Consider the following 13,403-nt stretch of genomic DNA (forward strand, 5'->3'; position numbering starts at 1 on the left):
GACTACGCGGTCGCCTGTGTCAGCGTGACCGTGAGGTCGCTGAGGCTCACCGCGCCGAGCATGGCCGCGTTGTGGCCGCCGTCGGCGTCCTCGTACGGGAAGGCGAGGGTGACCGAGACGGTCACGTCCTCGTCGACCGTGCCTGCGCCCGGCGTGACGGTGAAGGTGGAGCCGGTCCCGCTGATGCCCTCGCCGGTCGCGCCGAGCGTGGCGTTCGCGGTGAGATAGCTCGCGAGCGCCTGGTCGGTCGCGCTGGTCGGGTCGGCGGCCGTGATCGACGCGGGGCTGAGGCCGAGCGTCGCCTGGAGGCTGTCGCCCTCGGCGGTGATCGACATGGTCTTGGTGTAGGTGAGGGTGTCGCCCGGGACGAGCGTGTAGTCGTCGATGGAGATGGGGGTCTGGGAGCCGTTCGCGGTCCAGACGCCCTCCGTGCCGGCGTCTTCGACGACGAGGTTGCCGGAGACGACGGTCGCGCCCTGGGCGGTGGCCGAGGTGTTCCAGGTGGCGAACGTGCCGGCGCCGCCGAGGAGAAGGGTGACGCCCGCAGCGGCGGCGATCGAGGCCTTGACGATCTTCTTCATGGTGATGTCCTTTCGCGGCGATGGCCGCAGGGGTGAAGGTTCGAGGACCGAGCGTCAGGCTTCGAGCCTCGGGATGCCCGTTCGGGGCACATCTCCAGTGTGGAAGGGCTCCCGCAAGAGCCGACCGGGATTACGGCCAGGAGCGCCGCAAGACCCGTGCAAGATCGCCACAGCGCCCGAGCGGGGAGGACCACACCCACCTCAAGAAGGGCGCAACGTCAGGACAGTTTCGCCGCACTTCTTCCCCGAGCCGGCGGCCGCACCGCCCTCACTCCTCGATGTGGTCGCGACGCTTCCGGGTCTCGTCGTTGGCGTACGCGTAGTACAGGCCGATGAGCAGCCCGCCGCCGACGTAGTTCCCGACGAGGACGATCCCGAGGTTCGCCGCCGCGTATCCCACGTGGATGCCGTCGGCGAGGCCGACGATCGCGAACAGCGCCGTGTTCGCGACGGAGTGCTCGAGGCCGAGGAAGGCGAACACGAACACCGAGACGATCATGACGAGCGACTTCGTGAGGTCGTCCTTGATGAACCCGTTGTAGACGAGCAGCATCGCGAGGTTGATGCAGAGGTTGCACAGGACGGCTCGGATGAAGAGGTCCGTCCATCCGGTCGCCCCCTCCGTCACGTACATGAGCTTGTGCTCGACCGAGGCGAGCATCTCGTCGGACGGAAGGCCTTCGGTGAGCGTCGAGAAGCGGACGAGCACGGCCACGAACACGCCGCCCAGGGCGTTCCCGACGTAGCAGAGACCCAGCAGGCGCAGCGCGCGCAGCCATCCCGTGCGGCGGTAGTAGGCGCCCACCGTCACGATCATCATGTTCGAGGTGAGCAGTTCGGAGCGCGAGTAGTAGATGAACACGAGCGCCCATCCGAAGACCGCGGCCCCGGCGATGCGGCCGAGGGGCGCGAGCCCGATCGAGGTGAAGGCGGCGATCACGCTGTAGTACACGATGTACATCAGCCCGATGATGACGCCCGCCATGGCCGCACGCTGCAGGTACCGCCGGGCGATGATGCCCGACATCGCCGTCTTCGTCTCGAGAAGATCCAGGATCGTGCTGATGAACTGACGGCCGGGGAAGAGTGCGGGCGTCCCGCCAGCCGGAGTGGTCACGCCGACAATACTGACACGCGCACGTGCCCGTTTCCCAGGACGAACGTCCGTGCCCGGCCAGCCGGGCCGCACCGTCTCACGGCAGAGCGTTCGCGATGACCACGAGCGACACGGCCACGGCGGCGAGGAGCGCCGCGAGCACGCTGCCCGCGCCGGGGCCGATGCGGAGGCGGCGTCCCGCCTTCGCCACGACGCCGCGAGCCGACAGACGATTGTGCGGGACCCGGTCGTCGCGCCAGCGCTCCCACTGGCCGATCTTCGCGACGACCGCGTCGAGAGCCGCCGCGACGTCCTGCCAGCGCTGAGGCTTCAGTGTCACGACGTCGGCGGGCGAGGTGAGGAACACCCAGTCGTCGACGAGCTCGATGTCGAAGTCCGACGCGGCGTCGATGAGCAGCGCCATGACATCCGGGGTGAAGAGGTAGAGAGCGTCCGCCTCGTATCCGCGGGGACAGGAGAGCGCGAAGTGCCGGTCGAAGTCGCCCTCCAGGCGCAGCCGCTGGTCCCGGTGGACCGCGCTCCCCGAGGCCATCCGCCGCACCGTGAGGGAATCCAGTCGGATGTTCGGCAGCGCGGTGCGCACGCGCGTCGCGGCGTACCCGCCGTACGTCGTCTCCCGTCGGTTTCCGGCGGAGGACGTGATCTCGTGGTTGCCGAACTCGACCGGCCGGCCGGCGCGGGTGCGCATCACGTCGATGACCGCCGCGCGGCCCCGTTCGCGCCAAGGCCCGAGGTGACCGCCGTCGTGGACGCCGGGGAGGTAGGCGAGCCCGTTCGCCTCCGCGAACCCGGCCAGCCGGAGGAACTCCCGCCTGCTGCGTCGGCGCGCGGCCATCCGGAGCGACGACCAGGTGAGCACGACGCCCGCGAGGAGGAGCAGGAGGACGAACACGCTCATCCCGACGAGCTGTCCGGCCATGTCGGGGGCGGCCGCCTCGATCTCCTGCGCGATGCCGGTCGACATCGCGAGCAGTCCGATCGGCACGACCGCGGCGCCGAACACGACGACGGCGACCCGTGCGCCGCGTGCCGGCTGACGGACACCGGGCACGCTGCGGAAGTCGCGCCAGAAGGCACGCACCTCGCGGCCTCTCAGCCGGGCGGTGAGCGGCGACGTGTCGAGAGCCCCCGATCTGCGCGGCGTGCCGCGCGGATCGGGGTCGTCCGCGCGCGCCTCCCGCCGGGGGATCGCTGCGCGAGCGCCGTCGCCGGGCTCGACAACTATGACGTCTCCGCGGACGCGGTCGGCGAGGGCTCCGTCGGCGCGGGATCGGGCACCGTGGTCGGCTGCGGCTCGGGAGCGGGTGTCGAGGGCCCCGGTGCCGGCGTCGACGGAGCGGGAGACGGCTCCGACGGCGGCGGCGTGCTCGGCGCCGGAGCCGGTTCGGTCGGGCTCGGGGAAGCCGTGGGCTTCGGCATCTGCGTGGGCGACGGCGTGCTGGGCGTCGGCGTCTGCGTGGGCGACGGCGTGCCGGGCTTCGGCTCCGCACTGGGCTTCGGCTCGGCGGGCGCAGGCTCCGACGAGGCCGCGGGCTGCGAGGGCGCGGGGTTGCCCGGGGTGGGGGTCCAGGCCGCGATGTCGGCCGGCTTGCCGGCGCCCGACAGGTACCGGCGCGGATCGACCGGCACGCCGTTCACGCGCACCTCGAAGTGGAGGTGGTTGCCGAAGCTGCGGCCGGTGTTGCCGACGAGGCCGATGGGGTCTCCCGCCTCGACCCAGTCGCCGACCTCGACCGCGCGGCTGCCGTTCGTCATGTGCCCGTACAGCGTCTGCACGCCGTTGACGTGCTGGATGATGACCGCGACGCCGTAGCCGTAGTGGCTCTCGCTCGAGAGCACCACGATCCCGGGCGACGCCGCCGCGATGGGCGTGCCGCCGGGTGCGGCGATGTCCATCCCCATGTGCGCGCCGCCGCGCGCGCCGAACGGGTCGGTGAGCACCGGGTTCGCGATGGGCCAGACGAAGCCGTCCAGCGAGGCGAGCCGGTCGTCGCCGCCCAGGCGCGACAGGTCGACGTCGATGCCGGCCGCGATGGCGGCGCGGATCAGCGCCTCGCGCGCCTCGCGGCGGATCTTCAGCACCTCGTCGGCCGTCGTCGCCTCGTAGGCGCCGGCCGGGAGCTCGATGGCGGCGTCTTCGGCGAACCGGGCGGCGGCGTCCGAGAACCCGGCGGTGGGCGACTCCGGCGCCTCGATGTCGTCCGAGCTCTCGGGATCCACCGCGATCGAGACCGCCGCGACGGGCTGGCTCTCGGGCGGCGGGGCCGCGGCGGTCAGCGCGACCGCACCGACCGTGACGGCGACCAGCGCCGCCATCGCGACGGAGGCGTGAGCGACGCGTGTCGAGCCCCGCTTCTCCGCGGATGCGTCGCCCGTCTCGTGATGTGCTGTGTCCGGCTGCATGGATCCCCCTCGTACCATACTGACGGCTCAGGGGTCGAGAAGGAAGCCCCGGCGTGTCCTCGCGGTCTCCCGCACGCGAGTCCGAGCCCGCTTCGACGCCTCGGCGGCGTCTCGCTCCGAATGGTCCCGAGCCCCTTCGCCCCGGGCCGAACCGGTGCGATGATGGCGCGCATGAGACGCATGAGAGTGGTCGTCGAGGGCGTCGTGCAGGGCGTCGGGTTCCGATGGAGCACCGCTCGGCAGGCCGAACGCCGGGGCGTGACGGGATGGGTCCGCAACGTCGGCGCCGATCGCGTCGAGGCCGAGCTGGAGGGGCCGGCCGACGCGGTCGACGCCGTGGCGGCGTGGATGCGGCACGGCCCCGTCGGCGCGCACGTCGACGACCTGCGGGTCGAGGAGCTCAGCCCCGAGGGGTCGCGGGCGTTCGAGGTCGTCGCGTCGCTCTGACCCTCAGTCGCCGAAGCCGCTCCGAGCCGCCGCGAGGTGTGAGCGGGCCGCCTCCGCGACCGCGCCGAGGCTGCGCTGCTCGGACGTCTCGTGGTCCTCCGCGGACTCGCCTCCGACGCCGTCGTACGTCACGTAGTTGAAGACGACGCCGACGAGGTCGTCCACCAGCTCGGCGCGGGTGACCTCGTCCGAGGACTTCAGGAGCTGCTCGATCTCTGCCGCGAGCATTGTGTCAAGAGCCATAGGGGCACGCTAGGCGAGCGGGCGGCGCAGCGACAGGGGTTGACGCGCGCCGATCGCGAGGGATGCGTCTCGAGAAAGTTTCGAGCTCGATGTATCAGGGAGCCCCTTCCCCGCTCTTCCTCTGTATCGGGGGTCTTCGGGCTCGTCCGGCCCGGGCCCCGATCCGCACGGCGACGCCGTGCGGTCGATGCGCTGGGGAGCTGCAATGCACACGAGAAGTCGCGCGGATGCGCTCACCGCGAGGCCGGAACCGCCTTCGCGCAGGAGCCTGCGGTGACGACGGTCGGCGGCGCGCTGTCGCCCGCACGCCTGCTCGCCGTCATCGCCCCTCCGGCGCACGCCCCCGCGGACGACGCGGCCGAGCGCCTCCCGCCCGCCGGGGCGTCGACCGACGGGGAAGCGCCCGGACCCGACGCCCCGCCCGCCCTCACGGCCGTCCTGTCGCCGCGCTCGGCGGCACCGGTTCTGCGACGGCGTCGCCTCGAACGACGCGCCGCGCTCCGCGTGACGCTCACCGACGCGGCGCTCGTCGCCGCCGCATCGGCGGCAGCCGCGCTCTCCGGCCCGCTTCCGGAGCCGGCCGCGGCCGTGGTCGCCCTCACGGCGGCGAGCCTCTGGTGGGTGGGCCTCGCCCTGGCGGGCGGCGGCGCGCCGCATCGAGGAGCGGCGCCGTACGGCCGGGCGACGGTCGCCACGGCGGCCGCGTTCGGCGTCCTCGCGATCCTCCTCGCCCCGTTCGACACCGCCCTCCTCCAGGCGCAGCTCGTCGCCGCTCCCGCCGGGCTCGCGGCCGTCCTCGCGGGACGCGCGCTCTGGCACCGGCGTCTCGTCTCCGAGCGGCGCACGGGCGCGGCGGCCCCCCGGGCACTCGTCATCGGGCTGCCGGACGACGTCGACCGCGTCTCGTCCGCGCTGAACGATCACGGCCGCAGCGGCTATCTCGTCGTGGGGACCCTCCCGCTCGAGAAGGGCGCCGACGCGGCGATGGGCCGGATCGCCGACGCGATGGCCCGGCTCGGCGCGGACGCCGTGGTCATCGCGAGCGCCCACACGGCCGACGCGGGGTTCGTCCAGCGCCTCCGACGTCAGCTGGCGGGCGCCGCGACGGAGATCGCGCTGGCGAGCGGGATGGCCGACTCTCCGGGCCCGCGACTCTCCCTCCATCAGGCGGCAGGGCTTCCGCTCGTGCGGATGCGCGTGCCCGCCTACGACGGCGGCGCGCATCTCGCCAAGCGCGCCCTCGACATCGTCGTCGCCGTGCTCGCGCTCGTCCCCGTCGCGCTGCTGGCCCCGGTCATCGCGCTCGCGATCGTCGTCGACTCGCCGGGCCCCGTGCTGTTCCGTCAGGAGCGCGTGGGACGCGACGGCCGACGGTTCCGGATGATCAAGTTCCGCTCGATGGCGGCGGGCGCCGAGGACGAGCTCGCCCTCCTCTCCCCGAGGAACGAGGCGTCGGGTCCGCTGTTCAAGCTGCGCGACGACCCCCGCGTCACCCGCGTGGGCCGCATCCTCCGGCGCACCTCGCTGGACGAGCTGCCGCAGTTCTGGAACGTGCTCGTCGGCGACATGAGCGTCGTGGGGCCGCGGCCGCCGCTGCCGCGGGAAGTGCTCGCCTACGACCGCTCCGCCGTGCGCCGTCTCTACGTCAAGCCCGGCATCACGGGCCCCTGGCAGGTCGGCGGGCGCAGCGACCTCAGCTGGGAGCAGAGCATGCGCCTCGATCTCCACTACGTCGAGAACTGGTCGATCCTGAGCGACCTCGTCCTCATCTGGCGCACCGTCATGGTGATGGTCCGCGCGAAAGGAGCGTACTGATGTCCGTCCTCCTCCCGGGCCGGGCCGCGGTTCCCGCCTCCCCCTTCGCCTGGACGGCCCCCGCGAGCCGCCGGACCGATCCCGTCGACGAGACCGTCCTGCGGCCGGGGCCGGTGTGCGTCGTCGACGACGTCCCCGTGCGCCCCGTGACGCTGGCCGGCCTCGTCGACCTCGTCATGGGGATGACCGGCACCTCCGCGGTCGACGTGCTCGTCGGAGTCAACGCGCATGTCGTCAACCTGGCCAGACGCGACGAGGCGCTGCGCCGGTTCCTCGCGACGACGACGCTCAACTACGCCGACGGGCAGTCCGTCGTCTGGGCCGCGGGGCTCCTCGGCGGGGAGCTCCCCGAGCGGGTCGCGACCACCGACCTCGCCGCGCCCCTGCTCGACGCCGCCGCGCGCGACGGCCTGCCGGTCTACTTCTTCGGCGGGCGCCCGGGCGTCGCGCAGGATGCCGCCGACCGGATCGCGGAGCGCACGCCCGGCATCGCCATCCGCACGACGCACGGCTACGTCGAGGACACCGCATCCGTGCTGGAGGACATCCGCGCGCACGGCACGCGCATCCTCCTCGTCGGGCTCGGCGACCCGCTGCAGGAGAGCTGGATCGAGCGCCATCGCGACGCCCTTCCCCCCGTCGTCCTCACGTGCGGCGGCCTCTTCGACTGGCTGAGCGGATCGCACCGCCGGGCCCCGCGGTGGATGATCCGGGCGGGGCTGGAGTGGCTGTGGCGGCTGCTCATCGAGCCGCGACGCCTCGCCCACCGCTATCTCGTCGGCAACCCGGCGTTCGTGCGTGCGGTGCTCCGCCAGCACCGCGCGGCCCGTCGCGCCGCCCGCGTCGCGCCCGCGTGGCAGAGGACCGCATGAGCGTCGCCTCCGTCTCGCCCCGCGCCGATCTGGCCCGCGGCAGCGCGCTGAGCTTCGCCGGCTCCGCGGCGAACGCGGCGCTGGGTCTCCTGCTCGTCGTCGTCCTCGGCCGGCTGCTGGGGGACGCCGGTGCGGGCGTCGTGCTGCAGACGATCGCGATCTTCACGATCGCGCTGGGCGTCGCGCGGCTCGGGATGGACTCCGCGGCGCTCTGGATCCTGCCCCGGCTGGCCGACGACGCTCCCGGCGCGTTGCGGCCCACCACGACGCTGCTCGTCGCCGCCTCGGGGATCGCCGGGACGGCGAGCGCGCTCGTCGTCGGCGCAGGAGCCGCGTGGCTCGCCGCGAGCGACCCGTCCGACGAGGTGGCGCGCGCGCTGGCCGGCGTCTGCTGGTTCCTTCCCCCGGCCGCGATGCTCGCCACCGCGCTCGCCTCCACCCGCGGCCTCGGCGGCGTGCTCCCCTATACGCTCGTCGGCGGCGTGGCCCTGCCCGCGCTGCGACCCGTCGCCGTCGCGCTCGCGGCCGGGACGGGCGGCGGCCTCGCCGCGATCGCCCTCGCCTGGGCGGCGCCCGTGGTGCTCGTGCTCGCGGCCGCCGTGCTCGTGCTCGCCGCGCAGCTGCGCCGCCGCTCGGCGCACGGGACGCCGTGGCCCGCCTACCGCGCGTCGGGCGTCCCCGGCCGGATCGGGCGCTACGCGGCGCCCCGCGTCGTCTCCGAGTCGCTCTCCCAGATCCTCGCCTGGCTCGACATCGTGATCGTGGGCGCCATCGCCGGCCCCGCCGCCGCGGGCGTGTACGGCGGCGCCGCGCGGATCGCCTCGGCCGGGACGCTCGTCGACTCGGCCATCCGCGTGGTCGTCTCCCCCGCGTTCAGCCGCCTGCTGCACCGCGGCGACCGTGCCGGAGTGGCCGACGTCTTCCGCGCGGCGACGATCTGGCTCGTGCTCTTCAGCACGCCGGTCTATCTGCTGCTCGCGGTCTTCGCCCCCGTCGTGCTGTCGGTCCTCGGCCCCTCCTTCGTGCACGGCGAGGTCGCGCTCGCCGCGCTCTGCGCCGGCGCGATCGTGACGTTCCTCGCGGGGAACGTCCACTCGGTCCTGCTCATGGGCGGGCGCAGCGGCCTCGCCGCCGTCAACAAGGCGGCCGCGGTCGCGGTCGACGTCGCACTGCTGTTCCTGCTCGTCCCGGCCTGGGGCATCGCGGGGGCGGCCGTGGCCTGGGCCGTCGCCTGCCTCGTGGACGCCGCCCTCGCGACCGTCCAGGTGCACCGCGTCCTGCGCCTCCCCGTCCCCGTGACGGCGGGCCTCCACCCGCTCGCGATCGCGCTCGTCACCGTCGGGGGCGCCGCGGTCGGTGCACGCCTGCTGCTCGGGGCGACATGGCTCGGCCTCGCCGCCGCGGCCGTCGTGGGCGGGGCCGCCCTCCTCGCCTGGGCGCGCGGCGCCTCGGCACGCCTCCATCTCGACGCCTTCGCGGAGCTCGCACGACTCCGCCGCATCCCTTCCGGAGACCGCCCATGAGCATCCTCTCCCGTCCCGCCCTGCTGCGCGCGGCCGTCGGCGCCGCCGCCTGCCTCGCCGCCGCGGGGGCGATCGCGGCGGCCCTGACCGCGAGCCCCGCGGCCACCGACCCCGGTGCCGACGTCGAACACCCCCCGGCGACGTCCGCACCGGCACCCTCGGCCGTCACGGCCGAACCGGCGGAGAGCGTCATGCCCTCCCCCACCGCCCCGGCGGCGCCCCCCAGCGCGTCGCCGGGGCACCTCCCCTCGGCGTCCGAGACGTCCGCACCCGGCGAGTTCGCGCCGGTCACGGGCGACCTCGAGCCGGAGGACGCGACCGACCTCGTCGCGGAGTCGCTCACTCCGCCCGACGCCGGCACGGCGCCCGACGCCGAGGACCTCGAGGCGCTCCTGACCGACCTCGCCGCCGGGTCGTACCGCGCGGAGCTCGAGGCGCAGTGGCTCGAGCTCTCGGCGAACGGATGGTCGTACTCCGGGGAGCCCCGGGTCGCGGATCTCGAGATCGTCGCGCTCGACGAGCGGAGCGATCCGGCGACCGCCGAGGTCACCGCCTGCATCGACTCCAGCGAGGTGGTCCTCCTCGACGCGGAGGGGCAGCGGATCGGCTCGCAGGACGACGTCGTCCCCCGCGCGGCGCACCTGTTCGCCCTCGTCCGCGACGACGACACGTGGCGCGTGACGTCGCGGTCGTTCCCCGACGACCCCGCCTGCTGACCGGCCCCCTCCGAAAGACCTCGCACATGCTCTCCGACACCGCCCCGCGCCGCCTGCGGCCGCGCGCCGCCGCGCTGACCTCCCTGGCCGTGCTCGTCGCGCTGCTGATCCCCGCCGGTCCGGCCGCGGCGGAGGACCCCGCCCTCCCGTCGCCCGACGGACTCACGGAGGCCACGGCCGCCGCCTCGTGCTGGGAGATCGCGCAGCTCGCCCCCGACGCGCCCAGCGGCGTCTACTGGATCGCCACGCCCGCCATGGGCGCGGCGGAGCGCTTCTTCTGCGACCAGGAGACGGACGGCGGCGGCTGGGTGCTCGTCGGCCGGGGCCGCGAGGGATGGTCGGAGTCGATCCTCGGCGCCGGAACGCCCGCGCAGGTGCGCGACACGGTCACCGGGACCGCGGCCTTCGCCCCGCGCCAGCTCTCCGGCGAGCTGATCGACCAGCTGAACGACGACCGTCCGATCGGCGAGCTCGCCGACGGCATCCGCCTCGTGCGCGCGACGAACGCGGCGGGGACCGCCTGGCAGGACACGACCTTCCAGCTGTCGAGCCCGCGCGACGAGTGGACATGGCAGTTCGACAACGAGCAGCGCGTCGCGTCGTACCGGATCGACGGCGTGCAGCGCACGGGCGGCACGACGAGCAGCTTCGGATCGGGCAACGGGCTCTCTCGCGTGCGGACCGTCACCGGGTCGACCGAGGGCTGGGCGATGGGGTTCGGCTACGGCTCCGAGATCCGGGGCTCGACCGCCGCGACGAGCTTCCTGTGGTCGAAGAACACCACGACCGGCTACGCGCGCCCCTTCACGCAGGTGTTCCTGCGCCCGAAGCTGATGAGCGCCGACGTCTTCTCCGCGATCCCCGACGAGGGCACGCCGGCCACGACGGGGCCCGCCGTCGCGCAGGCGTTCGCGGAGCAGCAGACCTGGGGCGTCGCGGGCCTCGGTGCGGGACCGTCCACGCTCGAGGGCAGCAACGAGGTCTCGGCGTTCGCCGAGAGCGGCGGCCGGGTGCTCGTCGGGGGCAACTTCACCACGGTGCAGCGCTCCGCCGGGGGCACGGGGGCGGAGACGCAGTCGTACCTCGCCGCGTTCGACCGCGACACGGGCACCTGGGACCCCGCGTTCCGCCCGGTGTTCGACAACCAGGTGAAGGCCCTCGCGGCGCTCCCGGACGGACGGATCGCCGTCGGCGGATACTTCTCGACCGTCAACGGCGAGAGCCATCCGGGGCTCGTCGTGCTCGACGCGACGACGGGCGAGGTCGACGCGTCGTTCACGGGAGCCCTGCTCAACTTCCTCTCCGGCGGCGTGCCCGTCGTGCGGTCGCTCGACGTGCAGGACGACTGGCTCTACGTGGGCGGATCGTTCACGCACGCGGCCGGCGGCGGGACCCAGGTCTACGCGCGCGCCGCGACGCGGCTCTCGATCACGACGGGCGTGCCGGACGCCTGGAACCCCGAGTTCAACGGGACCGTCATGAGCATCGACGCGTCGGCGCAGGGCGACCGCGCGTACGCCGCCGGCTACTTCAGCCAGTCCCGGGGACGCGCCGCCGACAAGGCGGCGGCGCTGTCGACGTCGGACGAGACGCTCGTCCCCTGGGCGGTCCTCTTCTCCAACCGGTCGGACAACCGTCAGGGATACCAGCAGGCGGTCCTCGAGGTGGGCGACCGCGTCTGGCTGGGGGGCTCCGAGCACTCGCTCGTGAGCTACCGACGCGACACCATGTCGGTCGCGAGCTCGAACATCACCCTCGCGGGCGGCGACTTCCAGGCGATCGCATCGGACGGCGAGGCCGTCTACGCGGGCTGCCACTGCTTCGGCTCGAACTATGAGGGCGCCACGGCCTGGCCGACGGTGGGCACGGGATGGACGGGCGTGGACGCCGTCTACGGCAGCGGTGCGTGGAGCGCGACGACCGGCGAGTACCTGCCGTCGTTCAACGGCGTCTTCAACACGCGCGCCGGAGCGGGCGCGTGGGCGCTCTTCGTGGACTCGCGCGGCACCCTGTGGCAGGGCGGCGACTTCAGCTACTCCACCCGCGCCGGTTTCGCGCGCCAGTGGTCGGGAGGCTTCGTCCGCCACGCCGCCTCCGACACGACGAGCCCGTCCACGCCGGGCGGCCTCACGGCGACGGCCGGCGCAGACGACGTGACGCTCACGTGGTCCGCGTCGACGGACGACCGGGGCGTCACCGCATACGAGGTGCTGCGCGCCGATCGGGTCGTGGCGTCCGTGACGGGGACGACCCTCACGCTGCCCGCCGCCCCGGAGGGCACGCGCTACGCCGTGCGCGCCGTCGACGCCGCCGACAACCGTTCGGCCAGCACCCCCGCGACCACGGCCGCCGAGCCCGAGCCCGCGGCGCCGACGCTCATCGACGCCGGCTCGACCTGGTCGTACCTGTGGACGACGCAGGCGACGCCCGCCGGATGGAACGCGCCCGCATTCGACGACGCCGCCTGGGCGACGGGCGCCGCACCGCTCGGCTGGGGCACGGGCGACATCGCGACGACGCTCGACACGAGCCTCTCGCCGCGTCCCGTCACGAGCTACCACCGGCACGACGTCGAGCTGACGGATCCGCTCCCGGCGGCGCTCCGCCTCACGGTGCGCGCCGACGACGGCGTCGTCGTCTACGTCAACGGCACGGAGGTCCTGCGGCAGAACCTCGACGCCGGTCCGGTGACCCCCACGACCTTCGCGAACACCGCCGTTCCCGCGGCCAGGGCCATCGCCGAGCCCGTCGTGGCCGACGTCCCGGCCTCGGCCTTCGTCGCCGGCACGAACACGATCGCGGTCGAGGTGCACTCCAACTACCGCACGGCGGCGAGCCACAGCTTCGAGATGACGGTGACGCTGCCATGACGACCGGCCTCACGGGACCCGCCCACGCCGTCCGGCCGTCGTTCCGCGCGCTCCTCGCCGAGCTCGCACGCGCGCAGAAGAGCGGAGCGGGCGTGCCCGCGTACACCCGATGGGTGAACCGCCGCCTCGCCCGCGGGGTCGCGGCCGCCGCCGCTGCGCGGGGCGTCGGGCCGAACGCGGTGACCCTCGCGAGCGCCGCCCTCTCGGTCGCCGGGCTCGTGGCGCTCGTCGTCGCGCCGGTGTCGGCGGTCACGGGCATCGTCGCGGCCGCGCTGCTCGCGGCCGGCTACGTGTTCGACTCCGCCGACGGGCAGGTGGCCCGGCTCACCCGGCGCTCCGGCCCCGCCGGCGAATGGCTCGATCACGTCGTCGACGCCGTCCGCACCCCGCTCGTCCACGTCGGCGTCGCCGTGGCCGTGTTCGTGCACGGGGCGGGGGACGGCGGACGGCCGGAGGTCGCGGGACCCATCGGAGGTCCGGGGCTCATGGGGGTCGCGCTCGCCTACGCCGTGCTGTCGGGCGGGCAGTTCATGAGCCAGATCCTCGCCGAGCAGCTGTCGGCGCGCCACGGACGCGCCGTCTCGGAGCCGAGCGGCGCGCTCAAGTCGCTCACGCTCCTTCCGACCGATCCCGGGGTCCTGTGCTGGACCTTCGCGCTCTGGGGAGCGCCTGCGGTCTTCGGGGTCGCCTACACCGCGCTCTTCGCCGCCAACCTGCTGCACACGGCGGTCTCGATGCGCCGCAAGCACCGCCGCCTGAGCGGAGCCGCCCCATCGACCGCATCCATTCCGACGACCTGACACACATCCGGGGACA

At 74.1% G+C, this 13,403-nt stretch carries 12 protein-coding genes; 7 read left to right on the plus strand and 5 right to left on the minus strand.

Going from position 1 to position 13,403, the window contains the following annotated elements; translation table 11 throughout:
• Positions 1–2: 2 nt before the first annotated feature.
• The 4 genes from N8K70_RS14695 to N8K70_RS14710 form a co-directional block, all read right to left on the minus strand.
• Entirely contained in the window at positions 3–581 is a 579-nt protein-coding gene (locus N8K70_RS14695; RefSeq protein ID WP_317139095.1) for an alternate-type signal peptide domain-containing protein, read from the minus strand.
• A 268-nt stretch (positions 582–849) separates the two neighbouring features.
• Complete coding sequence (locus N8K70_RS14700; protein WP_317139096.1) at positions 850–1,698, minus strand: formate/nitrite transporter family protein; 849 nt, start codon at positions 1,696–1,698, stop codon at positions 850–852.
• A gap of 76 nt (positions 1,699–1,774) precedes the next feature.
• The gene (locus N8K70_RS14705) at positions 1,775–2,779 is read right to left on the minus strand and encodes a hypothetical protein (protein WP_317139097.1); all 1,005 of its coding nucleotides are present in this window, start codon (positions 2,777–2,779) and stop codon (positions 1,775–1,777) included.
• A 140-nt stretch (positions 2,780–2,919) separates the two neighbouring features.
• Complete coding sequence (locus tag N8K70_RS14710; protein WP_317139098.1) at positions 2,920–4,101, minus strand: peptidoglycan DD-metalloendopeptidase family protein; 1,182 nt, start codon at positions 4,099–4,101, stop codon at positions 2,920–2,922.
• Positions 4,102–4,272: 171 nt separating this feature from the next.
• On the opposite strand from N8K70_RS14710, the gene N8K70_RS14715 reads away from it, so the two are divergent.
• Positions 4,273–4,548 carry an acylphosphatase gene (locus tag N8K70_RS14715; protein WP_317139099.1) on the plus strand — a complete coding sequence of 92 codons (276 nt, stop codon included), beginning with the start codon at positions 4,273–4,275 and terminating at the stop codon, positions 4,546–4,548.
• A 3-nt stretch (positions 4,549–4,551) separates the two neighbouring features.
• On the opposite strand, the gene N8K70_RS14720 is transcribed toward N8K70_RS14715, so the two are convergent.
• Positions 4,552–4,791, minus strand: coding sequence for a hypothetical protein (locus tag N8K70_RS14720; RefSeq protein WP_317139100.1), 240 nt, complete (start codon positions 4,789–4,791; stop codon positions 4,552–4,554).
• Between the two features lie 273 nt (positions 4,792–5,064).
• Here N8K70_RS14720 and N8K70_RS14725 point away from each other — a divergent pair, with 273 nt between their 5' ends.
• From N8K70_RS14725 to N8K70_RS14750, 6 genes are read left to right on the plus strand one after another with little or no spacing between them, the layout of a single operon-like run.
• On the plus strand, positions 5,065–6,606 hold the full coding sequence (locus N8K70_RS14725; protein ID WP_317139101.1) for a sugar transferase: 1,542 nt from the start codon (positions 5,065–5,067) through the stop codon (positions 6,604–6,606).
• Complete coding sequence (locus N8K70_RS14730) at positions 6,606–7,478, plus strand: WecB/TagA/CpsF family glycosyltransferase (protein ID WP_317139102.1); 873 nt, start codon at positions 6,606–6,608, stop codon at positions 7,476–7,478. The genes N8K70_RS14725 and N8K70_RS14730 overlap by 1 nt, the downstream gene beginning before the upstream one ends.
• Positions 7,475–9,001 carry a lipopolysaccharide biosynthesis protein gene (locus tag N8K70_RS14735; RefSeq protein ID WP_317139103.1) on the plus strand — a complete coding sequence of 509 codons (1,527 nt, stop codon included), beginning with the start codon at positions 7,475–7,477 and terminating at the stop codon, positions 8,999–9,001. The genes N8K70_RS14730 and N8K70_RS14735 overlap by 4 nt, the downstream gene beginning before the upstream one ends.
• On the plus strand, positions 8,998–9,717 hold the full coding sequence (locus N8K70_RS14740; RefSeq protein ID WP_317139104.1) for a hypothetical protein: 720 nt from the start codon (positions 8,998–9,000) through the stop codon (positions 9,715–9,717). The genes N8K70_RS14735 and N8K70_RS14740 overlap by 4 nt, the downstream gene beginning before the upstream one ends.
• A gap of 26 nt (positions 9,718–9,743) precedes the next feature.
• Positions 9,744–12,587 carry a fibrinogen-like YCDxxxxGGGW domain-containing protein gene (locus tag N8K70_RS14745; RefSeq protein ID WP_317139105.1) on the plus strand — a complete coding sequence of 948 codons (2,844 nt, stop codon included), beginning with the start codon at positions 9,744–9,746 and terminating at the stop codon, positions 12,585–12,587.
• Complete coding sequence (locus N8K70_RS14750) at positions 12,584–13,387, plus strand: CDP-alcohol phosphatidyltransferase family protein (protein ID WP_317139106.1); 804 nt, start codon at positions 12,584–12,586, stop codon at positions 13,385–13,387. The genes N8K70_RS14745 and N8K70_RS14750 overlap by 4 nt, the downstream gene beginning before the upstream one ends.
• The last annotated feature ends 16 nt before the right edge of the window (positions 13,388–13,403 follow it).

It is taken from the genome of Microbacterium sp. AB (genome assembly GCF_032878875.1).
Classification (GTDB): Bacteria; Actinomycetota; Actinomycetes; order Actinomycetales; family Microbacteriaceae; genus Microbacterium; species Microbacterium betulae.

Excerpts from the sequence above, each read along its gene's own strand:
- N8K70_RS14695 (WP_317139095.1), bottom strand. The coding sequence starts at position 581 with ATGAAGAAGATCGTCAAGGCCTCGATCGCCGCCGCTGCGGGCGTCACC.
- N8K70_RS14715 (WP_317139099.1), top strand. The coding sequence starts at position 4,273 with ATGAGACGCATGAGAGTGGTCGTCGAGGGCGTCGTGCAGGGCGTCGGG.
- N8K70_RS14710 (WP_317139098.1), bottom strand. The coding sequence starts at position 4,101 with ATGCAGCCGGACACAGCACATCACGAGACGGGCGACGCATCCGCGGAG.
- N8K70_RS14720 (WP_317139100.1), bottom strand. The coding sequence starts at position 4,791 with ATGGCTCTTGACACAATGCTCGCGGCAGAGATCGAGCAGCTCCTGAAG.
- N8K70_RS14740 (WP_317139104.1), top strand. The coding sequence starts at position 8,998 with ATGAGCATCCTCTCCCGTCCCGCCCTGCTGCGCGCGGCCGTCGGCGCC.
- N8K70_RS14730 (WP_317139102.1), top strand. The coding sequence starts at position 6,606 with ATGTCCGTCCTCCTCCCGGGCCGGGCCGCGGTTCCCGCCTCCCCCTTC.
- N8K70_RS14750 (WP_317139106.1), top strand. The coding sequence starts at position 12,584 with ATGACGACCGGCCTCACGGGACCCGCCCACGCCGTCCGGCCGTCGTTC.
- N8K70_RS14745 (WP_317139105.1), top strand. The coding sequence starts at position 9,744 with ATGCTCTCCGACACCGCCCCGCGCCGCCTGCGGCCGCGCGCCGCCGCG.
- N8K70_RS14735 (WP_317139103.1), top strand. The coding sequence starts at position 7,475 with ATGAGCGTCGCCTCCGTCTCGCCCCGCGCCGATCTGGCCCGCGGCAGC.